The 19,890-nt window shown below is 70.4% G+C and carries 18 protein-coding genes; 6 read left to right on the forward strand and 12 right to left on the reverse strand.

The features are described from left to right. Nucleotides 1-8: 8 nt before the first annotated feature. From pstC to pstB, 3 genes are all read left to right on the forward strand, one after another. Nucleotides 9-1,004, forward strand: a complete 996-nt coding sequence (gene pstC, locus ACIBSV_RS19100) for a phosphate ABC transporter permease subunit PstC (RefSeq protein WP_395864409.1) — start codon at nt 9-11, stop codon at nt 1,002-1,004. Further along, nucleotides 1,001-2,107, forward strand: coding sequence for a phosphate ABC transporter permease PstA (pstA, locus tag ACIBSV_RS19105; RefSeq protein WP_395864410.1), 1,107 nt, complete (start codon nt 1,001-1,003; stop codon nt 2,105-2,107). Before pstC ends, pstA begins: the two co-directional genes overlap by 4 nt. A gap of 62 nt (nt 2,108-2,169) precedes the next feature. After that, complete coding sequence (pstB, locus tag ACIBSV_RS19110; protein WP_395864719.1) at nt 2,170-2,946, forward strand: phosphate ABC transporter ATP-binding protein PstB; 777 nt, start codon at nt 2,170-2,172, stop codon at nt 2,944-2,946. Between the two features lie 143 nt (nt 2,947-3,089). On the opposite strand, the gene ACIBSV_RS19115 is transcribed toward pstB, so the two are convergent. Continuing rightward, complete coding sequence (locus tag ACIBSV_RS19115; RefSeq protein WP_395864412.1) at nt 3,090-4,085, reverse strand: anion permease; 996 nt, start codon at nt 4,083-4,085, stop codon at nt 3,090-3,092. 4 nt (nt 4,086-4,089) lie between these two features. Further along, on the reverse strand, nt 4,090-4,710 hold the full coding sequence (locus ACIBSV_RS19120; RefSeq protein ID WP_020552276.1) for a DUF47 domain-containing protein: 621 nt from the start codon (nt 4,708-4,710) through the stop codon (nt 4,090-4,092). Between the two features lie 395 nt (nt 4,711-5,105). Between ACIBSV_RS19120 and ACIBSV_RS19125 the strand changes: the two genes are divergently transcribed. Continuing rightward, nucleotides 5,106-5,486 carry a metal-sensitive transcriptional regulator gene (locus tag ACIBSV_RS19125; protein ID WP_395864414.1) on the forward strand — a complete coding sequence of 127 codons (381 nt, stop codon included), beginning with the start codon at nt 5,106-5,108 and terminating at the stop codon, nt 5,484-5,486. Between the two features lie 320 nt (nt 5,487-5,806). Here the strand turns inward: ACIBSV_RS19125 and ACIBSV_RS19130 are convergent, their stop codons facing one another. The 10 genes from ACIBSV_RS19130 to ACIBSV_RS19175 all read right to left on the reverse strand — a co-directional run bounded on the left by ACIBSV_RS19130 (nt 5,807) and on the right by ACIBSV_RS19175 (nt 15,359). Further along, the gene (locus ACIBSV_RS19130) at nt 5,807-6,682 is read right to left on the reverse strand and encodes a hypothetical protein (RefSeq protein WP_395864416.1); all 876 of its coding nucleotides are present in this window, start codon (nt 6,680-6,682) and stop codon (nt 5,807-5,809) included. Nucleotides 6,683-6,770: 88 nt separating this feature from the next. Continuing rightward, nucleotides 6,771-7,490: a GntR family transcriptional regulator gene (locus ACIBSV_RS19135; protein WP_395864418.1), complete on the reverse strand. Its 720-nt coding sequence runs from the start codon at nt 7,488-7,490 to the stop codon at nt 6,771-6,773. A 31-nt stretch (nt 7,491-7,521) separates the two neighbouring features. Next, a complete protein-coding gene (locus tag ACIBSV_RS19140) occupies nt 7,522-8,157 on the reverse strand; it encodes a phosphatase PAP2 family protein (RefSeq protein WP_395864420.1) in 636 nt (211 codons plus the stop codon). A gap of 90 nt (nt 8,158-8,247) precedes the next feature. After that, nucleotides 8,248-9,084 carry an ABC transporter ATP-binding protein gene (locus ACIBSV_RS19145; RefSeq protein WP_395864721.1) on the reverse strand — a complete coding sequence of 279 codons (837 nt, stop codon included), beginning with the start codon at nt 9,082-9,084 and terminating at the stop codon, nt 8,248-8,250. Nucleotides 9,085-9,097: 13 nt separating this feature from the next. Next, nucleotides 9,098-10,018, reverse strand: a complete 921-nt coding sequence (locus ACIBSV_RS19150; RefSeq protein ID WP_395864422.1) for an ABC transporter permease — start codon at nt 10,016-10,018, stop codon at nt 9,098-9,100. 57 nt (nt 10,019-10,075) lie between these two features. Beyond that, nucleotides 10,076-10,912, reverse strand: a complete 837-nt coding sequence (locus tag ACIBSV_RS19155) for a glycosyltransferase family 2 protein (protein WP_395864723.1) — start codon at nt 10,910-10,912, stop codon at nt 10,076-10,078. Nucleotides 10,913-10,989: 77 nt separating this feature from the next. Further along, nucleotides 10,990-11,772, reverse strand: coding sequence for a CDP-alcohol phosphatidyltransferase family protein (locus tag ACIBSV_RS19160; RefSeq protein ID WP_395864423.1), 783 nt, complete (start codon nt 11,770-11,772; stop codon nt 10,990-10,992). Further along, on the reverse strand, nt 11,750-12,820 hold the full coding sequence (locus ACIBSV_RS19165) for an iron-containing alcohol dehydrogenase family protein (protein WP_395864425.1): 1,071 nt from the start codon (nt 12,818-12,820) through the stop codon (nt 11,750-11,752). Before ACIBSV_RS19165 ends, ACIBSV_RS19160 begins: the two co-directional genes overlap by 23 nt. Next, the gene (locus ACIBSV_RS19170) at nt 12,808-13,587 is read right to left on the reverse strand and encodes an NTP transferase domain-containing protein (protein ID WP_395864427.1); all 780 of its coding nucleotides are present in this window, start codon (nt 13,585-13,587) and stop codon (nt 12,808-12,810) included. The genes ACIBSV_RS19165 and ACIBSV_RS19170 overlap by 13 nt, the downstream gene beginning before the upstream one ends. Further along, entirely contained in the window at nt 13,584-15,359 is a 1,776-nt protein-coding gene (locus ACIBSV_RS19175) for a DUF5941 domain-containing protein (RefSeq protein WP_395864429.1), read from the reverse strand. The genes ACIBSV_RS19170 and ACIBSV_RS19175 overlap by 4 nt, the downstream gene beginning before the upstream one ends. Before the next feature lie 473 nt (nt 15,360-15,832). On the opposite strand from ACIBSV_RS19175, the gene ACIBSV_RS19180 reads away from it, so the two are divergent. Beyond that, nucleotides 15,833-18,676, forward strand: coding sequence for a CDP-glycerol glycerophosphotransferase family protein (locus tag ACIBSV_RS19180; protein ID WP_395864431.1), 2,844 nt, complete (start codon nt 15,833-15,835; stop codon nt 18,674-18,676). A gap of 11 nt (nt 18,677-18,687) precedes the next feature. Next, complete coding sequence (locus tag ACIBSV_RS19185; RefSeq protein WP_395864433.1) at nt 18,688-19,854, forward strand: glycosyltransferase; 1,167 nt, start codon at nt 18,688-18,690, stop codon at nt 19,852-19,854. Nucleotides 19,855-19,890 lie beyond the last annotated feature (36 nt).

Below are 19,890 nucleotides of genomic sequence, written 5' to 3' on the forward strand. Positions count from 1 at the left end.
GGAGAGAGATGTCCACCACCACCCCCACCGCACCGGCGGAACCCGAGCGCAAGGCCCCCGCGGCCAAGCGCACCAAGGTTCGGCCGGGCGACCGGATCTTCTCCGGTGCCGCCCGCGGCGCCGGCATCAGCCTGCTCGCCATCATGGCCGCGATCGCGATATTCCTCGTGGTCAAGGCGACGGACGCGCTGTCGAAGAACCAGGGCAGCTTCCTGACCGACCAGGGTTGGGACCCGAACGCGGCGAAGCCCGCCTTCGGCGTCGTCACCCTCGTGTTCGGCACGGTTGTCAGCGCCACCATCGCGATGGTCATCGCGGTGCCGGTCGCGGTGGGGGTGGCGCTGTTCATCACGCACTACGCTCCCCGGCGGATCGCCCAGACACTCGGTTACATCGTCGACCTGCTGGCCGCCGTGCCCAGCGTGGTCTACGGCCTGTGGGGCTACATCTTCCTGGCCCCCAAGCTGCTCGGCCTGCACGCGTGGCTGTCCGACTACCTCGGCTGGATCCCGCTGTTCGACAAGGAGCAGGCGGGCGTCACCGCCCGCACACTGTTCACCGTCGGCATCGTGCTCTCGATCATGATCCTGCCGATCATCGCGGCGGTCACCCGAGAGGTCTTCCTCCAGGTGCCCCGCGCCCACGAGGAGGCCGCGCTCGCGCTCGGCGCGACCCGCTGGGAGATGATCCGGGTCGCGGTACTGCCCTACGGCAAGCCCGGCATCATCAGCGCCTCGATGCTCGGCCTGGGCCGGGCGGTCGGCGAGACCATCGCGGTGGCGATGGTGCTCTCCCCCAGCTTCGTGGTCTCGGTGCACATCCTGGACCCGGGCAACAACACGATCGCGGCGAACATCGCGAACCAGTTCGGTGAGTCCAACGACATCGGTCGCGGTGCGTTGATCGCCTCGGGCCTGGTCCTGTTCGTCATGACGCTGCTCGTCAACGGCGCCGCGCGCGTCGTCATCAACCGGCGCAAGGCGTTCTCTGGAGCGAACTCATGACCGTCCTCGACACGGGCGACAAGCGCCCGGGCATCGGTTCGGACGCGGTGGAGAGGGCCGGTGGTCTGCCGGATCCGCGCGCGGCCTCGCTGACCCGCCGGACCCTCCCGCGCTCGGTGCCGTGGGCGATCGCGGGCGGCGGCGTGGCGCTGACGGTCGTGCTGAAGCTGGTCCTGGACAACTGGGCCCTCGCGGTCTTCCTCGCGGGCGTGGCCTTCATCGTCGCCCTCTCCGCCGTCTCCTGGCGCTACGAGGACAGCCGTCGGGCCCGGGACCGGTTCGCCACGAGCCTGATCTCCACCGCGTTCGTGCTCGCCGTACTGCCCCTGATCTCCCTGCTCGGCTACACGATCCAGCGCGGCTGGGACAAGCTGACCCCTTACTTCCTGACCCACTCGATGCGCGGCGTGGGCGCCCGGGACGACACCGGCGGCGTCTACCACGCGATCGTCGGCACCCTGGAGCAGGTCGGCCTGGCCACCTTGATCGCGGTCCCGATCGGGCTGCTCACCGCGATCTACCTGGTCGAGTACGGGCGCGGCCGGCTGGCCAAGACGGTGACGTTCTTCGTGGACGTGATGACCGGGCTGCCCTCGATCGTCGCGGGTCTGTTCATCTACGCCTTCTGGATCATGATGCTGGGCTTCGAGGCGTCCGGCTTCGCCGGGTCGCTGGCGCTGATGATCCTGATGTTGCCGACGGTGGTGCGCTCCGCCGAGGAGATGCTCAAGCTGGTCCCGAACGAATTGCGCGAGGCCAGCCTGGCGCTGGGCATCCCGAAGTGGCGCACCGTGCTCAAGGTCGTGCTGCCCACCGCGTTCGGCGGCATCGTCACCGGTGTCATGCTCTCGATCGCCCGGGTCATCGGCGAGACCGCGCCGCTGCTGCTGCTGGTCGGACTCACCCAGTCGATCAACACCGACCCGTTCTCGGGCTGGCAGTCGGCGCTGCCGCTGTACGTCTTCGACCAGAACCACGCGGGCAACCAGTTCGCCGAGGAGCGGGCCTGGGCCGCCGCACTGACGCTGATCCTGATCGTCATGATCCTGAACCTGGCGGCGCGGTTGATCGCCCGCTGGAAGGCCCCGAAGGGGAGCCGATGAAGTCCTTGACGACCCGACCGGCCGACCGCGGCACCGACAACCGCACCGATTCCGAGGCAGGAATGACCAAGCGCATCGAAGTTTCCGGACTCAACGCCTACTACGGCTCGCACAAGGCCGTCGAGGACATCTCGATGACCATGGAGCCGCGTTCGGTCACGGCCTTCATCGGTCCCTCCGGCTGCGGCAAGTCCACCTTCATCCGCACCCTCAACCGCATGCACGAGCTGATCCCGGGCGCCTCCGTGGACGGCTCGGTCGCGCTGGACGGGCAGGACCTGTACGGCAGCGAGATCGACCCGGTCGCGGTGCGCCGCACGGTCGGCATGGTGTTCCAGCGGCCCAACCCCTTCCCGACCATGTCGATCTACGACAACGTCGCGGCCGGGCTCAAGCTCGCGGGCATCAAGCGCAAGGGCGACCTGGACGCGATCGTCGAGCGCTCGCTGCGCGGCGCGAACCTGTGGACCGAGGTCAAGGACCGGCTGAACAAGCCCGGCGCGGGCCTGTCCGGCGGTCAGCAGCAGCGACTGTGCATCGCCCGCGCGATCGCGGTCGAGCCACAGGTGTTGCTGATGGACGAGCCGTGCTCGGCGCTCGACCCGATCTCCACGCTCGCGATCGAGGACCTGATCGCGCTGCTCAAGGAGCGGTACACGATCGTCATCGTGACCCACAACATGCAGCAGGCCGCGCGCGTCTCGGACAAGACCGCGTTCTTCAACCTCGCCGGCCCGGGTCAGCCCGGTCGCCTGGTGGAGATCGGCGACACCGAGACGATCTTCTCCGCGCCGACCCAGGAATCCACGGCGGACTACATCGCCGGCCGGTTCGGCTGACGGTCGAAGCGTCGACGGACGTCGGGATGGACATGCGAGAGGGCCCACACCGGGACGGGTGTGGACCCTCTCGTTCGATATGTCGCCCGCGGGCCGGTTACCCCGTACGTCCTGCATCGCGTACGCGGCACACGGTCCGCGGATCAGCCCACGATCAGGTAGGTGATCCAGTACACGCAGGCCGCGACCAGGCCGGCGGCCGGCATCGTGGTGAACCAGCCGATCAGGATGTTCTTGGCGACGCCCCAGCGCACCGCCTTGACCCGCCTGGTCGCGCCCACGCCCATGATCGCCGAGGTGATGATGTGCGTGGTGGAGATCGGCGCCTTGAAGACGTACGCCGTGGTGTACAGGATCGAGGCGGCCGTGGTCTCGGCCGCGAAGCCCTGCGGCGGGTCCAGCTCGATGATCTTGCGGCCGAGCGTGCGCATGATCCGCCACCCGCCCGCGTAGGTGCCCAGCGAGAGCGTGACGGCGCAGGCGAGCTTGACCCACACCGGGATGCTGTCGCCCTGTTGATGACCGCTGATCACCAGCGCCATCACCACGATGCCCATCGTCTTCTGGGCGTCCTGGATGCCGTGCCCGAGCGCCATGCCGGCGGCCGAGACGGTCTGCGCCAGCCGGAACCCGCGCTTGGCCTTGTGCGGGTTGGACTTCCGGAACAGCCAGATGATCCCGACCATCACCAGGTAGCCGGCGACCAGGCCGACCACCGGCGACAGGAACATCGGGATGACGACTTTGTCGATCACCCCGCTCCAGTAGACGGTGCTGGAACCCGCGAGCGCGGCGCCGACCAGGCCGCCGAACAACGCGTGCGACGAGGACGAGGGCAGTCCGAAGTACCAGGTCAGCAGATTCCAGAAGATCGCGCCGACCAGCGCCGCGAACAGGATGATCAGACCCTGGTCACCTTCGGGGGTGGCGATCAGCCCCTCGCTGACGGTCTTGGCGACGCCTTCGCCGAGGAAGGCTCCCGCGAGGTTCATCACCGCTGCCATGGCCAGTGCCGCGCGCGGAGTCAGTGCCCGGGTGGACACCGAGGTCGCGATGGCGTTGGCCGAGTCGTGGAAGCCGTTGGTGTAGGTGAAGAAGAGCGCGACGCCGATGACGATGATCAGACCAGTGAGTTCCACTGGGTCAGGACTCCTTGACGGCGATCGTCTCGACCGTGTTCGCCACGTGCTCGAACCCGTCCGCGGCCTCTTCGAGCACGTCGACGATGCCCTTGAGCTTGAGCACCGTCAGCGCGTCGTACGCACCGCTGAACAGGTGCGCCAAGAGCTTGCGGTGGATCTGGTCGGCCTGGTTCTCGAGCCGGTTGATCTCGATCCAGTACTCGGTCAGGTCCTTCATCGTGCGCAGCCGGGGCATCGCCTCGGCGGTCAGCTCCGAGGCCCGCACCAGCACCTCGATCTGGTCCGCGACCTGCGGGGGGAGTTCGTCGAGCTGGTACAGCACGACCAGGTCGACGGCCTCTTCCATGTAGTCCATGACGTCGTCGAGTTGCGACGCGAGGGCGTAGATGTCCTCGCGGTCGAACGGCGTGATGAAGGAGGCGTTGAGCTGGCGCATGATCGCATGCGTGGTGTCGTCACCGGCATGCTCGGCCGCGCGCATCCGTTCGGCGATCTCCGGACGAGCGGAGACCTCTGCGCCGAGCAACTCCGTGAGGAGCTTGGATGCGGTGACCAGGTTGCTCGCCGCTGCGGCGAACATGTCGTAGAAGCTCGTCTCCCTGGGGGTCAGACGCAATCGCACTGGAGGTCTCCGGGATAATGAAAGTGGTCGGCGTCGATGCTAGGCGCTCCGGCAGTGCCGCACACAAACCGGGGAGCCGACGCGGACCCCGACCGTACCCGGCGGTAATGCGACGCGCGCGCAGAGCGACGAACGGGCATGCGGAACCGCCCGTTCCGCCGCCCATGGCGCCCGTCACACGGCCAGAGTATGGGTCCGGGCACCCCTCGAAGGACAGAGCGGCCTACGCTCGATCCATGTCGCCCACATCACACGAACCGGAATCGGCGATTCGGCATGACCGCCGGCGGATCGGGTCGACGGGTGCGGGCGGCGCCGTCGGTGCGTGATCGAATGCTTGCCGGATATACCCCCCGGGGGTAAATTTGGAACGTGGACGGTCACCCGATCGGGCCATGGACACGTGGGGAACGGCCACAGAGATACGGGAGACGACGGTGGAACAGGATCCGCAGGCACCGGAGATGGCGGCGACGCACGGCGCATCGGGGCACGGGCACGGCTACAGCGGGCGCAAGGACGAGCACCTCAAGCGACTGCGCCGGGTCGAGGGACAGATCCGCGGGTTGCAGCGGATGGTCTCCGAGGACGAGTACTGCATCGACATCCTGACGCAGGTCTCGGCGGCGACCAAGGCACTCCAGTCGTTCGCGCTGAGTCTGCTGGAGGAGCATCTGGGCCACTGCGTCGCGAACGCGGTGGAAAAGGGCGGACCGGAAGCGGACGAAAAGGTCAAGGAGGCGTCCCAGGCGATCGCACGCCTGGTGCGCTCCTGAGGCCGCGGCGACGGGGGCCGGCCCGGGTGTGGGTCGCCGTCCCCCAGCCGCCGACCAGCCCGAGCACGGCGTCGATCTGAGCCTGCGTCAGCGGACCCTCGCTCGCCGACGCCGCGATCATCAGGTCGCCGTAGAGTTCGATCTCGTCGAGGACGACGTGGTCGTGCACACCGCGATCGGAGAACCGTGACACCCACATCACCTCCTCGTGCGCACCCCGGACGGGCCTCGGCCCATCCAGCGTAGGGGCGGGTCCGCGGCGCGGACATGGCACGCCTGGGTCATATGGGGACCGCCCGGAACGACTCCGCGGGAGTGACTCAGCCGCGCTTGGCGGGTGTTCCCGGCGGGGTCGGCGCGACGTACAGGTCCTTGGCCTCGGGCGGCTTGACGTCGACCACGACCCCGAAGTCGTACAACTCGGCCGAGGAGTGCACCTTCGCGGTCGGCGGTGCCGCCTTGCCCTCCTCCGGGCCCATCACGAACGCGAACGACTCGTCGACCCGGCGCAACCGGCCCGCGTCGTCGAGGTAGGCGTCGAACGGGATCGGCGCGCCGTCGAAGGTCTTCAGCGCCGCGGCCAGCGGCCCGCGCACCTCCGGCGCGGTCAGGTCGTGCGCCTTGCGGATGTCCAGCGTGCCCCGATAGTGCCGCACGGTGTCCGCGCCCATCTTCTCGGTGCCCACGAGCACGACGTCGTCGTTGACCCCGCGCAGTATCTCGAAGGACGTCCCGGGGTCGGTCGCGCCGCCGCTGACCAGGTTGCCGTCGGCCAGCCCGTCGATCGCCAGTCGCACCCACTTGTCCTTCGGGATGCCCGGCGACCCGTTCTTCATGTAGAGCGCCTCGGGGGTGAGGATCTCCTGGAGCGGACCGGCGATGCCGGAGTCCTTGGGCGCGTCCACGGTGAGGGTGCCGATGTGCCGGACATAGTCGAACATGCCCTGACCGGTGAGCTTGACCACCCGGTCGTTGTTCTGCATGGTCATCGTGGTTCGGGTGCGCGAACTCTTCGCGCCAGTGGTGACGTCCGCCGCCTTGCGGACGGCCAGCACCGCCTCGGACGGGCCGCTCGCGGCCCCGCCGCCGCCCTCGACCCGCGCTCCCTGGGGCTGCACGTCGTCACCCTGACAGCCGGTGACCCCGGCCAGGACGAGGGCGCAGCAGGCACTCGTGAGCACGGTGCGGACCAACATGTGGGTTCTCCCGGATGCTCTGAATCCTCGCGTGACGGCCGGCCACGCGGCGGCGGCTCGACGGGACAACGAGCGAGGCGGCGCCGGGTTACGGCCGTTCGGGGGACCTCGGGTCCACGAGCGCCGGGTCCGGGACCGGGGCCGGGTTCGGTGTGCGCGACCACTCCAGGTGCCGGCGGGTCAGTTCCTCGGCGCCGGCCGGATCGCGTGCCTCGATCAGGTCGAGCAGCCGGTGGTGTTCGGCCGCGATCAGGCTCCGGTCGGCCGGCTCGGTCAGCGGACGCGGGCCGTACAGCCGGGCCTGGGCCCGCAGTTCGCCGACCATCCGGACCAGGCGCGCGTTGCCGGCCAGGCCGAGCAGGTGGGCGTGGAAGCGGTCGTCGGCGTCCACGTAGTCGAGCACGTCGGCGCGGTCGATCGCGTCGGCGAGTTCGTCCACCAGTGCGCGCAGGGCCGGCAGCGCGTCCGCGATGCCGTCCCGGGCGAGCCGCCCGATCGTGGGTATCTCCAGGAGTTCGCGCAGGTCGTGGATGTCCCGCAGGTCGGCCGCGGACACGGCGCGAACCCGGAAGCCCTTGTTGCGGACCGGCTCGACCAGGCCGTCCTTGGCCAGGTCGAGCAGCGCCTCGCGGACCGGGGTCGCGGACACCCCGAAGCGGGTGGCCAGGGCCGGCGCGGAGTAGACCACCCCCGGCTGCATCCGGCCCGCCACCAGCGCCGCCCGGACCGCGCGCGCGACCTGTTCACGCAGGCTCAGCCGCTCGCCCAGGCGTCCCGCGTCGCGGCCGCCATCGGTATCCGTTCCCATCGTGTGTCCGCCCCCCTCGGCCGCGTCGCCGTCAGCCGGCCGGGCGTGCTCGGTCCGTCACCAGCACCCGCAGCGGGCCGCGTTCCACCTGCCGCACCACCGGTTCCAGGACCCGTCCCACGACCATCGACCCGACCAGTGCGACCAGCGCGCCGAGCGCGAACCCGGCGAGCACGTCCGTCGGGTAGTGCACGCCCACGTACAGCCGGGAGAAGCCGGTGAACACCGCCGCGAGCACCGCCAGGATCCCCAGTCGCCGGTCCACCAGCAGGATCCCGACCGCCAGCGCCATCGTGGTCAGCGCGTGGTCGGAGGCGAAGGACGGGTCGGTCTTGCCCTCGACCAGCACGTGCAGCCCCTCGTGGCTGAGGAACGGACGCGGTCGATCGACCCAGTCGCGCAGCGGCGCGTTGGCCAGTTCCGCGACCAGGGCCGCCAGCGGGGCCCACACCAGGCCGGCCACGGCCGCTATGTGGTCGGGGCGGGCGCGGGCCCGCCACCACGCGAGCAGGCCCAGTACGGCGAGTACGGCGAACATGCCGTACTCGCCCATGAACTCCATGCCCCCGTGCGCCCATGAGGTGTGCTCGGTGAGTCCGTTGACGTCCCGCAGGACCTCGATGTCGAGGTTGTCGTCCGTACTCTCCGCCAGGACCTGCAAGGACACCGGTGAACCCCTTCGCGTGGTGCTGTTGGTGCTGTTGGTGCCGTCGGTGCCGTCGCAGCAGCGGACGGAACCGTCGGAGTGGTGTCGCCGCTACTTGCCCTCGTACGCGTTGACGACTTCCTCCATCGGACCATCCATCTTGATCACGCCCTGGTCGAGCCAGATCGCCCGGTCGCAGGTGTCCCGGATCGACTTCATGCTGTGGCTGACCAGGAAGACCGTGCCGGCCTCCTTGCGCAGCTCGCGGATCCGGGCCTCGCTCTTGAGCTGGAACTCGCGGTCGCCGGTGGCCAGCGCCTCGTCGATCATCAGCACGTCGTGTGTGCGTGCGGCCGCGATGGAAAAGCGCAGGCGGGCCGCCATGCCGGACGAGTAGGTCCGCATCGGCAGCTTGGTGAAGTCCTTGCCGTTGTAGTTGTTCAGCCCGGAGAACGAGGCGATCTGGTCGTAGTTGGCCTCGGCCTCGCGCTGGGTCATGCCCATCGCCAGGCAGCCCAGGATGATGTTCCGCTCGCCGGTGAGGTCGTTCATCATCGCGGCGTTGACGCCCAGCAGGGACGGCTGGCCGTCGCTGTAGATCTTGCCGGTGGTGGGCGGCAGCAGGCCGGCGATGCACCTCAGCAGCGTGCTCTTGCCCGAACCGTTGCGCCCGATCAGGCCGATCGCCTGGCCCTTGTAGGCGACGAAGCTGACGCCGCGCACGGCGTGTACCTCGGTGATGCCCGCCGCCTTCTTGCGCAGCGCGAGCCGGGACAGCGCGGACGTGGCGCTGCCCTTGCCCGAGGAGGCGCCGTGCACGCGGTAGATCAGGTGCACGTCGTCGACCACGACGGTCGGCGGGATCTCCTCCTGCGGCTGCGCGGGCTGCGGGGCGTTCTGCTCGGGCACCTCGACCTCGGAATTCGCGCCGGCCTCGGCCCAACTCATGATCGCGGGCTGCTCAGCCACGGCCGTACCTCTCTTCCGCCTTCCAGAAGTACACGTAACCACCGATGCCCATCACCAGCGCCCAGCCCACCGCGTAGCCCCACACGTGCAGCGGGAGCGTCTGGTGGCTTTCGATGAGCGAGTCGCGGATCACCTCGATGTAGACCGCTCCCGGGTTCGCCTCCAGCACGCGGGCCACCCAGGCGGGCGCCTTGTCGGTGTAGGAGTCCAGGCTGTAGAAGACGCCGCTGAGGTACAGCCAGGTGCGCAGCAGGAACGGCAGAAGCTGCTTGATGTCCACCAGCACCGCGCCGATCCGGGCCAGGACCAGGCTCAGGCCGACGTTGAAGACGAACTGCAGCACCAGCGCGGGCAGCACGAGCAGCCACTTCAGGGTGAGCGGCTCACCGGTGCCCAGCACGATCGCGCACAGCACGACCATCGAGAACATCAGTTGCTGGAGCTGCACGATCGTGAAGGAGATCGGCAGGCACGCCCGTGGGAAGTGCAGCGCGCGGATCAGGTTGAGCTGATCGCTGATCGCCCGACTGCCCGCGAGCACGGCGCTCTGCGTGAAGGTGAACACGAAGACGCCGGTGACCAGGAAGGCGACGTAGTTGTCGATGCCGTCCTTGGTCTGCACCAGGTAGCCGAAGATCAGGTAGTACACGGCCGCGTTCATCAGCGGTGTGAGTACCTGCCAGACCTGGCCGAGCTTGGCGGTGCTGTACGTCGCCCGGGTCTTGGCGTTGGCGAAGGCCACGATGAAGTGGCGTCGGGCCCAGAGCTGCCTGGTGTAGGAGAGCAGTCCGGGACGGGCCCCGCTGACCGTCAGCTTGTAGCGGGCGGCGAGGTCCGCCAGGGGTTCGGTGGAACCGGGGGGCGCCGACGTCCCCTGTGGGCTCAGGGTGTCGGCCTGCGCGCTGTTGGCCACGTTGACACTTTCGTCTGCGTCGGGTCGAAATCGAAACGGTACGGGGATTCCAGCCTGTCAGATGACCGGCGGACGGCCGAGCCTGGTCATCCGCCAGACCGTGCGCCAGGACATCGGCTTGCGCGGGCCACTCGGGGTCTTCCACCCCTCGCGGAAGCCGGCCAGCCAGGCTTGGGCGTTCTCCTTGGACGGCCGGCGGGCGGCGGTCAGGACGACCCACGTGCCCAGATAGGCGGGCACGATCGGCCACGGCAGGTTGCGCCGGGCCAGGTAGACGCGGTTGCGCGCGTTCATCCGGAAGAACGCCGCGTGCCGGGCCGGGCTGGTCTTGGGGTGTTCCAGCACGATGTCCGCGCGGTAGTCGATCTCCCAGCCGGCGTCGAGCGCGCGCCAGGCCAGGTCGGTCTCCTCGTGCGCGTAGAAGAAGTCGTCGGGCAGCCCGCCGACCTCGCGCAGCACCGCCGCGCGCACCGCGCTGGCGCCGCCGAGGAAGGTGGTCACCGGGCCCGAGCGCAGCGGGTCGCCGACCCGGATCCGGGGCACGTGCCGGCGCTGGGTCTCGCCGCTCTCCGGATCCACGATCCGGAAGCTGACGATGCCCAGGCGCGGGTTCGCCGCGAACGCCTCGCGCAGCAGTCGGCCGGCGTCGGTGCCGGCGAGTCGGCCGTCGTCGTCGAGGAAGAGCACCACGTCGACGTCGTCGGGCAGGCCGGCGGTACCCACGTTGCGGCCGGCCGGGATGCCCACGTTCTCCGGCAGGGTGATGCCCACCACGCCCTCGGGCAGCTCCGGCAGCGGGCCGCCGTTGGCCACCACGACCACCGTCATCGGCTCGCCGTGCTGATCGGCCACCGAACGCAGCAGCCGGTTCAGCTCGTCCGGGCGGTCGCCCATGGTCAGCACCACCGCGCCGAGCGCGATCGCCTGTGCCTTCGCCTCGCCCGCGCGCTGCCCCTCGGCAGCCTCGGCGGTCACCGGAGCCTGCTCGACATCAGCACGCTGACCAGGTGCAGCACGGTCTGCAGGAGCGCGATGGCGGCGAGCGCGCTCACCGCGATCCTGCTGTACAGCAGGCCGCCGTCGTCGGCCACCAGGTCGAGTACACCCGCCAGGAGCAGGAAGATCGACGCCTCGACGGCGCCGACCAGGCGGTGGAACTTGAGCGAGGCGACGATCTTGCGCGCCGACGCGGCGCCCGAGGAACGCGGCACGGCGGCGGCGTCCTGGACCGGCGGCAGGCCGCTCTTCGCCCGCGCGCCGTCGACCAGGTCGGTCTCCGACTTGATCAGGATCGCGCCCAGCGCGGCGACCACGCCCAGCGTCGCGTAGCCGTTGAAGCCGCCGCCGTCCAGGACACCCGCGGCATGCAGGCCCGCGCCGGAGAGCAGCGCGGCCTCGGAGAGGTAGTGGCCGACCCGGTCGAGGTAGACGCCGGTGACCGAGGTCTGCCGCCGCCAGCGCGCCACCTCGCCGTCGACGCAGTCGAGCAGCAGGTAGAGCTGCACCAGGAGCAGCGCCGCGAGCGGCCCCGCGATCCCGGGCAGGATCAGCGCGGCGCCGGCGGCGATGCCCGCGAGGATCATCATGTAGGTGAGGCCGTTGGGCGTCACCCGGGTCCCGACGATGCGTCGGGTGACCTGGAGGGAGATCTGCCGCATGTAGATGCGTCCGGCCCAGTGTTCGCCACTGCGCCGATCGAGCAGGCCCTCGGGGTGTACGACCGAGCGAAGCTCAGCCGCCGTAGGTGTGGACATATTCGGTCACCGAATCCCGGATGGCGTCATTGTCGAGGTCGAGATGTTCGAGGATGGTGAAGCGTCCCGGACGGGTCTGGGGCGCGTGACTCACCGCCGCCACGAATTCGTCGATGGTCAGGCCGAGATGCTCCGGCACGACCGGCAGCCTGTGCCGATCAAGGGCGCTCGTCAAGAGCTTCGTCAGTGCGGTGTCGCCACGCAGGTGGGTGGCGAACGCGGCGCCCAGGCCGACCTGTTCGCCATGCAGCCCGTCGTGGCCGTCGCGCTCGCCGTAGAGCAGGTCGATGGCGTGCGAGATCTCGTGACAGGCTCCGCTGCAGGGGCGGGTGGTGCCGGCGACGGACATCGCGATGCCGGAGAGTACGAGGCCCTCGGCCAGGGCCACGAGGAAGTCGTCGTCCTCGATGCCACCGGGGCGGTGCAGGATCGAGTCGCCGGAGGTGCGGGCCAGCGCGACCGCGAGGCCGTCCACCGGCTCGCCGGTCTCGCGCTGGGACAGCTCCCAGTCGGCCACCGCGCACAGATTGGACAGGGATTCGCCGATGCCGGAGCGGACGAAGCGCTGCGGCGCCGCGCGGACCAGGTCCAGGTCCACCACCAGGGCGATCGGTGTGGGCACGCCGTAGGAGCCGCGCCCCGCGTCGTTGTCCAGGATGCTCACCGGCGACGCGATGCCGTCGTGGGCGAGATTGGTGGCGACCGCGACCATGGGCAGGCCCACCCGCGCGGCGGCGTACTTGGTCGCGTCCAGGACCCGGCCGCCGCCCAGACCGACCACGGCGTCGTAGGCGCCGCCGCGCATGCGGTCGGCGAGGTCTACGGCGGCGGTCAGTGTGCCGCCGGCGACGGTGTACCACTCGGCGCCGGGCAGGTGCGGCGCGAACCGCTCGCGCAGCCGGGCCCCGGAGCCCTCGCTGACCACGACCGCTATCCGACCCGACGTGGAGACCCGGCGGTCGGCCAGGATGCCCGCGAGGTCGTCGACCGCACCCGCGCGGATGTCGACGGTGAGCGGGGTGGGGACCAGACGGGTCAGTACCGGCACGCGATCTCCCGCGCGACCATGAGGTCCTCGGTGGTGTCGATCTCGGTCCACGGCACCCGGGTGTCCGACGCGCTGATCGGCTGCACGTCGACCCGACCGCCCCGGTTCACCAGTTCCTGGTAGCCGTCCTCGTAGTAGAGCTGTGGGTCGCGCTCGAAGGTCGCGCGCAGCGCGTCGATCAACGCGGGCGCCGCGTGGCCCTCGATCAGCGTGACGCCGATGTACTCGCCGGCCGCCTCGGCCGGGTCCATCAGCTTGGTGATCCGGCGCATCCGGCCGTCCTCGCCGAGGGTGACCTTCATTTCCTCGTCGGCGAGCGGCTTGGCGGTGTCCAGGGCCAGGATGATGCCCTTGGCGTCGGCCCCGGAGGTATCGCGCGCGGCCAGCATCGTCTCCTGGACCGAGACCGGGTGCAGCGTGTCGCCGTTGGCCAGCAGCACGCCGTCCGCGAGATGGTCGCGCGCGCACCACAGGGAGTAGGCGTTGTTCCATTCCTCGGCCTTGTCGTTGTCGACCATGTGCAGCTTCAGACCGTAGCGGCGCTCCAGCAGGCCCTGCCGGTCGCGGATCGCGTCGCCGCAGTAGCCGACCACGATCGCGGCCTCGGTCAGGCCGACCGCGGCGTAGTGGGAGAGGGTGACCTCCAGGATCGACCGTTCGCTGTCCGGCGCACCGGGCGCGCCCACCGGCACCAGGGCCTTGGGCAGCGTGTCGGTGTGCGGGCGCAGCCGGCGGCCGGCGCCGGCGGCGAGAACGAGGCCGATCATGAGAGGTCTCCAGTTCGATCGGAGGCCGCCGCGGCGGCGGCCTCCAGGGGGCGGTACGGCGGCGTCGAGGCCGAGGGAGCCGGTCCCACCGGGGTCACGTCGTCGATGTCGGGGCGCGCGCCGCGCACCCAGAACACGACACTCTCGGTGAGCACGATCGCCGCGAGCACGACGGCCGTCGCGATCAGGCCGGTGCGCAGGGTGCCCGAGCCCAGTGCGGCCAGCAAGGTCACCAGGAGCACCCGCCCCTCGTGACCGAGCACCAGCCACACCAGCGCCCGGGGCGGGGCGCCGTAGCCACCGCGCAGGCGGTACACCGTGTCGTAGTGATGGTAGGCCGTGGCCGCGACCAAGCCGAACGCGGCGGCCACCGCGGTGGGCACCACCCGGGCCGCGAGGATGGTGATCGCGGCGTACTCGGCGGCCCGGAAGATCGGCGGCACCACCCAGTCGAGCCGGCGCACCAGTGGCCGGCCGATCGCGATCCCGGCGCACAGCGCGTAGGCGCCGGCACCGGCCAGGCCCCACCACTCGCCCGCGCCGCCCGCGAGCAGCACCGCGACCAGTGCGGCGGTGCCGAGCAGGGCGGCGGCGGGGGCCGGGACGCGCAACCGCAGCCGGCCCACCAGTTCGGCGAGCGGACCGCTGTCGGCGAGTGCGGCGAGGTGTTCGCCCACCTGCGGGACGAACGCGGCGCGGCGCGGCAGCGAGCGCAGGATCCGGCCCAGCGAGGTGTAGCAGGCGGCGAGCACGCAGCCGACGATCAGCACGACGAAGGTGATCCGCGGCGTGGTGGTGGCGGTGAGCACGGCGATCAGCGCCCAGCGCTCGCCGATCGGCAGGATGATCATCCGCCGGGCCCACACGGTCCAGCCGACCGAGTTCAGCTTGCCGGAGAGCTTGGCGCCCGCACCGCCGTCGGCGCTGTCGTCGTCTCCGCCGCCGATGCCGCGTCGGGTCTCGTTGAAGGCGAAGTCGACGATGTGCCGGGTGGTCATCACCACCATCGCGACCAGCGCGAGGGTCCACACGTCGTCGTCGTGCCGGGCCGCGCCGAGCGCGAGGCCCGCGTAGACCGCGTACTCCTTGGCCCGGTCGAAGGTAGCGTCCAGCCACGAGCCGATCCGCGAGTAGCTCACCGCGTAGCGCGCGAGCTGGCCGTCGGTGCAGTCCAGCACGAAGGAGAAGTACAGGCCCAGCGCCGCGGCGATGTATCCCGCGCGGGTGCCGGTCGCGGCCCCGGCCGCCGCCATCAGTGCGACGAACAGCGACGCGACGGTGACCTGGTTGGGGGTCAGCCCCCGGCGGGCGCACCAGCGCGCGAGATAGCGCGACCACGTGCTCACCGCGAACGTGGTGAAGAAGCCGTCCCGGGCCTTGACCGCCGAGTTCAGCCGGATCCGCTCGTCGTCCACGGCCGCCACCGCGGCCAGCGCCCGGGTGCGCGCGGCCTCGTCGTGGGCGACCTCGGCGACCAGGTCGCCCAGCGGGACCTCGCGCGGCGCGATGCCGGCCTCGGTCAATCGTTCGGCCAGCAGGTCGGGGACGCACACGTTCGCCGGCTGCCGGTCGAGCGCGGCCAGGATCCGGGCCGCCTCGGCGCGCGCCTCGCCCTCGAGCGCGAGCACGCCGGGCACGTGCGCGACCGGGAAACGCGTGTCGGCGATCACCAGGCGCAGCGCATGCCGGTGGCCGACGAAGCGCGCGTCGACGAGGGTCACCCGACAGTCGCCGCCGGCCAGGGCGCTCGCGAGGGCGTCCGCCGCGACCACCTCGATCTCGGGGACCCGGCGGTCGATCGCGGACAGCTCGGCGAGCAGCGGGGCGGGATCCGGCCGATCCGTCCGAGCCGTCGAACCGGTGGAGGTGGGCTCTGTGACGACCAGGGCAGTGGACAGGCGCCATCACTCCTTTGAGCAATCGCCGCAGCAACGCCGATCGAGCGGAGGGTGTGGGGAGTTCCCCGAAACAACGAGACAGGTTAACGGATCATCCGCCGTCGTCCGCCACCCGCGAGTGAGAACCGATTTCCGGCCGCCCTCGCGAGGCCGCCGGGCCGAACCGCGCGCACCGCGTTCGCGTCTCCATTGTCCGTGCGGTGTCCGTCCCGTGTCCGTCCCGTCGATGCCCGGCGGATGTGCCGCCGCCCGGCGTGTGGCGTCCCGCGACCGGGATTGGCCCGGCCCTCCGCAGCCTGACTAAGCTCGAAGCACCGTTCCCGAACCCCGCCCGCGGAGGTGGCCGCATGAGTGTGTCTCGCGCACCCGACGTGAGCGTGATCGTGATCGTCTACAACGACGCGGCCCGACTGCCGCGCGCGGTGGACTCGGTGCTGCGTCAGACGCTGGACAACCTCGAGATCCTGATCGTCGACGACGCCAGTACAGACGACAGTTTCGCGGTGGCGGAGCGGTTCGCGGCCGAGCACCCGGACAAGGTGCGAGCGATCCGGCTGCCGCACAACAGCGGCGGATGCAGCCGACCCCGCAACGAGGGCATCGACCAGGCCCGGGGCACCTTCGTGATGTTCCTGGACAGCGACGACACGCTGGACCGGCACGCGTGCAAGAACATGCTGGTGGCCGCCGAGGAGACCGGGTCGGACCTGATCTCCGGGCTGTGCGTGCGCGTGCACGAGAGCCGCAAGGGCAAGCAGACCCCGTGGTACCCGGAGCTGTACGCGGAACGCGCGGTGCTCGAGTCGCTGGACGAGCGCCCGGAGTTGCTCTACGACACGCTGTCCACCAACAAGTGCTACCGGCGTGCCTTCCTGGACGAGCACGAACTGCGCTTCCCCGAGGGCCTGCACTACGAGGACCTGCTGTTCTCGGCCCGTGCCTACCTGGCGGCGAACCGGATCACGCTGATCCCCAACACCGTCTACCAGTGGCGGGTGGTCGAGGACGCGAAGGTGCGTTCGATCTCCAACCGCCGCGGCGAGCTGCGCAACTTCGCCGACCGGCTGACCATCCACCGCCGGATCGACGAGGAGTTGCACGGCGAGGAACACCGGGCGCTGAAGCTGCGGAAGGACATCAAGTTCCTCCAGCACGACCTGGTGCTCTACCTGTGGGGCCTGCCGTTCCGGACCGAGGAATTCCGTCGCGAGTTCATCCCGATGGCCCAGGAGTACCTGGCCACGCTGGACCCGCGCGCGTTCCGCCAGGCCAAGCACATCCCGGCGCTGGCCGCGTATCTGGTGCTGCGCGACGACTGGCCGAACCTGCTCACCGCGATCGACATGGTGCTCAACCGCACCAAGGTGTGCGCGCCGCTGCACCGGCAAGACGGCCGGGTCTACTGGTGCGCGGAGCACCTGGACGACGAGCTCGGTCGCGCGGTCCTGGACGTCACCGACCTGGTGACCTGGTCCAAGCCGCTGAACCTGGTCTGGCTGGGCAACGACCTGACGCACTACTCCTCCTCCGGCGGCTCGCTCCGCCTCGCCGGGCTGATCGTCAATCCGCTGGACCGGATCGCGCCGACCGCGAAGCTCTCCGCCCGTCTGGAGTTCCGCTCCCGGCGCAAGAAGCTCGCGATGACCACGGTGCACGTCCCGGTGGACTCGATCCGGCACACGCCCGAGGGACTGGTGTGGGAGACCACCGTCGACCTCACCCGCACACTGCACCCGGTCGGGGTGCTGGACCCGGTGTGGGACGTGCGGATGGACCTGACGGTCGACGGCGTGGTGACCACGAGTCGTATCTTCGCCACCTCGCTGCCCGAGGACGCGCGGCGGATCCCGATCCGGCCCCGGCTGAGCAAGGCCGTCGGCGACCACGTGGTCCCGTTCATCACGGACAAGGGGCACCTGTCCTTCACCATCACGCACGAGGGCGCGATCGCGCGCAAGGGCCGCGAGTTGGTGCTGCGTACCGCAGACAGCCCGTTCGGTCACAAGCTGGTCGCCACCGCCCGCAAGCAGATCACCCGGACCGGGGCGCGCAAGCGGGAGGCGTTCCGACTGGCCCGGACCGCGCTGGCCAAGCTGCCGGTGCGCAAGGGTCTGGTCGTCTTCGAGAGCCACCTCGGCCTGCAGTACAGCGACAACCCGCGCTACATCCACGAGGAACTGCGGCGCTCCGGTGCCAGGTTCGAGGCGGTGTGGGTCTACGCGGAGAGCCGGGCGGGCTTCCCCAAGGACGCCACGCTGGTCAAGCGCGGCTCGTGGGCGCACTACAAGGCGCTCGCCCAGGCCGAGTTCTGGATCGACAACCAGGGCGTGCTGGGTGACGCGGTGAAGAATCCCGGCACCACGTACATCCAGACCTGGCACGGCTCCGCGCTCAAGCGCATGGGCTTCGACATGCCCTCGGTCAAGCAGTCCGACGCCGCGGCCCAGGCCCGGTTGCAAAAGGGCGTGGACCGCTTCGACTACTTCGTGGTCCGCTCCGAGCACGACGTCGACACGCTGATGGCCGCCTACCGGCTGCGCGCCGAGCCGCTGCGCGTGGGCTACCCGCGCAACGACGCGCTGGCCGACAAGGACGCCGGGACCGCCGATGTCGAGGCGCTGCGGGCCGAGTTGGGCCTGGTCGACGATCCGCGCCGGATCGTGCTGTACGCGCCGACGTTCCGGCCGCGCGGCGAGGACGAGGACTTCGAGATGCCGTTCGATCTCGAGCGCTGGGTCGCGGAGCTGGGCGAGGAGTTCGTGCTGCTGGTGCGTACGCACTACCTGGACGAGGTGGAACTGCCGCCGTCGCTGGCGGCGGACGTGCGCGACGCGTCCACCACGCACGACGTCACGCCGCTGTTGCGGCTGGCCGACGTGCTGATCACCGACTACTCGTCGCTGATGTTCGACTACGCGCTGCTGGATCGGCCGATGGTGTTCTACACCTACGACTACGACGCCTACACCCGGCAGTCGCGCGGTGCCTACTTCGAACTCGCCGAGCAGGCGCCCGGGCCGCTCGCCGGCGACCAGGACGCGCTGTTCGCGGCGATACGCGAGGTGGAGGGCATGCGCGAACGCTACGCGGACCGGCGCCGGGCGTTCGTGAAGTCCTACGGCGAATACGACCGGGGCACCGCCGCCAAGGAGATCGTCGCCCGCTTCTTCCCGACCGGGGGCGCGCAGTGAGCGAGGCAGCAGTGAGCGAGGCAATCGTGACGCGCACACCGCGCGACATCTTCATCGTCTGCAACAACATCGAGGAACTCGGCGGGCTCCAGCGCTGGGCGCACCACACGGCGGGGATGCTCCAGGCGAGCGGGCACACCGTGCACCTGATCGGCGTGGTGCACCCGGAGACCGTGCACGACTACGGCCGTGATCTGCCGTATCGCACCAGCGTGCTGCACCGCGTGCACCCGCCGTCGGCCTGGGGTCCGCGCACCGTGCGGGATCGGCTCAACGTCGGCGCGCAACGCCGCGAGATGTTGCGCAAGGCGTCGATGCGGCAGGCCGCCGACCGGCTGACCGCGTTGTTCCGCGCGGCCCGGCCGGGCGCGATCGTGATCGCGCCGCAGGTCTGGGCGATGGAGTGGGTCGCTCTCGCGGACACCTCCGGGTTGCGGGTGATCGGGATGAGCCACGAGTCGTTCGAGGCGTCCGCCAACTCCTCGCGCGCGCGCCGGGTGCGCCGCTGGTTCGCCGACGTGGACCGGTTGCTGCTGCTCACCGTCGAGGACGCGGACGCGTGGAGCCGGGACGGGCTCAACAACGTCGACGTGCTGCCGAACCCGCTGCCGATCAGGCCGCAAACGTCCTCCGAGCGGGCCGATCCGCTGGTGGTGGGGCTGGGTCGGCTCTCCTTCGAGAAGGGCTACGACCTGCTCCTGGAGGCGTGGGTCGAGGTGGCCCGGCGCAATCCCGAGTGGCGGCTGCGGCTGTACGGGTCGGGTCCCGAGGAGGGCCGGCTGCGCGCCCAGGCGGCGGCGCTCGGCCTGACCGGCACCGTCGAGTTCGCCGGGCAGACCGCCGATGTCGAGGGCGCGCTGCGCGAGGGCTCGGTGTTCGTCGCCCCCTCGCGCGCCGAGGGCTTCCCGATCTCGCTGATGGAGGCGATGGCGATGGGCGTGCCCAGCGTCGCGTTCGACTGCGCGCCGGGCGTGCGCGAGATCCTCACCCACGAGCGCAACGGTCTCCTGGTGCCGCGGGGCAACACCCACGAGTTCACCGCCGCGCTGGAGCGCCTGATCCGCGACCGCGACCTGCGCGACCGGCTCGGCAAGCAGGGGCTCGAGGACGTCACCCGGTTCGCGCCGGAGGCGGTGCTGGAGCGCTGGGAGCAGATCTTCGACTACGTCTACCGGTGAGCCCGCCCGGCGGGTCGACCCCGCCGGGCGGATCGG

The organism is Embleya sp. NPDC050154 (assembly GCF_044460165.1).
Lineage (GTDB): Bacteria > Actinomycetota > Actinomycetes > Streptomycetales > Streptomycetaceae > Embleya.

What these genes read in the sequence shown, in the direction of transcription:
- pstC (WP_395864409.1), top strand. Translation starts at nt 9, where the DNA reads ATGTCCACCACCACCCCCACCGCACCGGCGGAACCCGAGCGCAAGGCC.
- pstA (WP_395864410.1), top strand. Translation starts at nt 1,001, where the DNA reads ATGACCGTCCTCGACACGGGCGACAAGCGCCCGGGCATCGGTTCGGAC.
- pstB (WP_395864719.1), top strand. Translation starts at nt 2,170, where the DNA reads ATGACCAAGCGCATCGAAGTTTCCGGACTCAACGCCTACTACGGCTCG.
- ACIBSV_RS19125 (WP_395864414.1), top strand. Translation starts at nt 5,106, where the DNA reads ATGGACACGTGGGGAACGGCCACAGAGATACGGGAGACGACGGTGGAA.
- ACIBSV_RS19130 (WP_395864416.1), bottom strand. Translation starts at nt 6,682, where the DNA reads ATGTTGGTCCGCACCGTGCTCACGAGTGCCTGCTGCGCCCTCGTCCTG.
- ACIBSV_RS19135 (WP_395864418.1), bottom strand. Translation starts at nt 7,490, where the DNA reads ATGGGAACGGATACCGATGGCGGCCGCGACGCGGGACGCCTGGGCGAG.
- ACIBSV_RS19145 (WP_395864721.1), bottom strand. Translation starts at nt 9,084, where the DNA reads ATGAGTTGGGCCGAGGCCGGCGCGAATTCCGAGGTCGAGGTGCCCGAG.
- ACIBSV_RS19155 (WP_395864723.1), bottom strand. Translation starts at nt 10,912, where the DNA reads ATGGGCGACCGCCCGGACGAGCTGAACCGGCTGCTGCGTTCGGTGGCC.
- ACIBSV_RS19160 (WP_395864423.1), bottom strand. Translation starts at nt 11,772, where the DNA reads ATGTCCACACCTACGGCGGCTGAGCTTCGCTCGGTCGTACACCCCGAG.
- ACIBSV_RS19170 (WP_395864427.1), bottom strand. Translation starts at nt 13,587, where the DNA reads ATGATCGGCCTCGTTCTCGCCGCCGGCGCCGGCCGCCGGCTGCGCCCG.
- ACIBSV_RS19180 (WP_395864431.1), top strand. Translation starts at nt 15,833, where the DNA reads ATGAGTGTGTCTCGCGCACCCGACGTGAGCGTGATCGTGATCGTCTAC.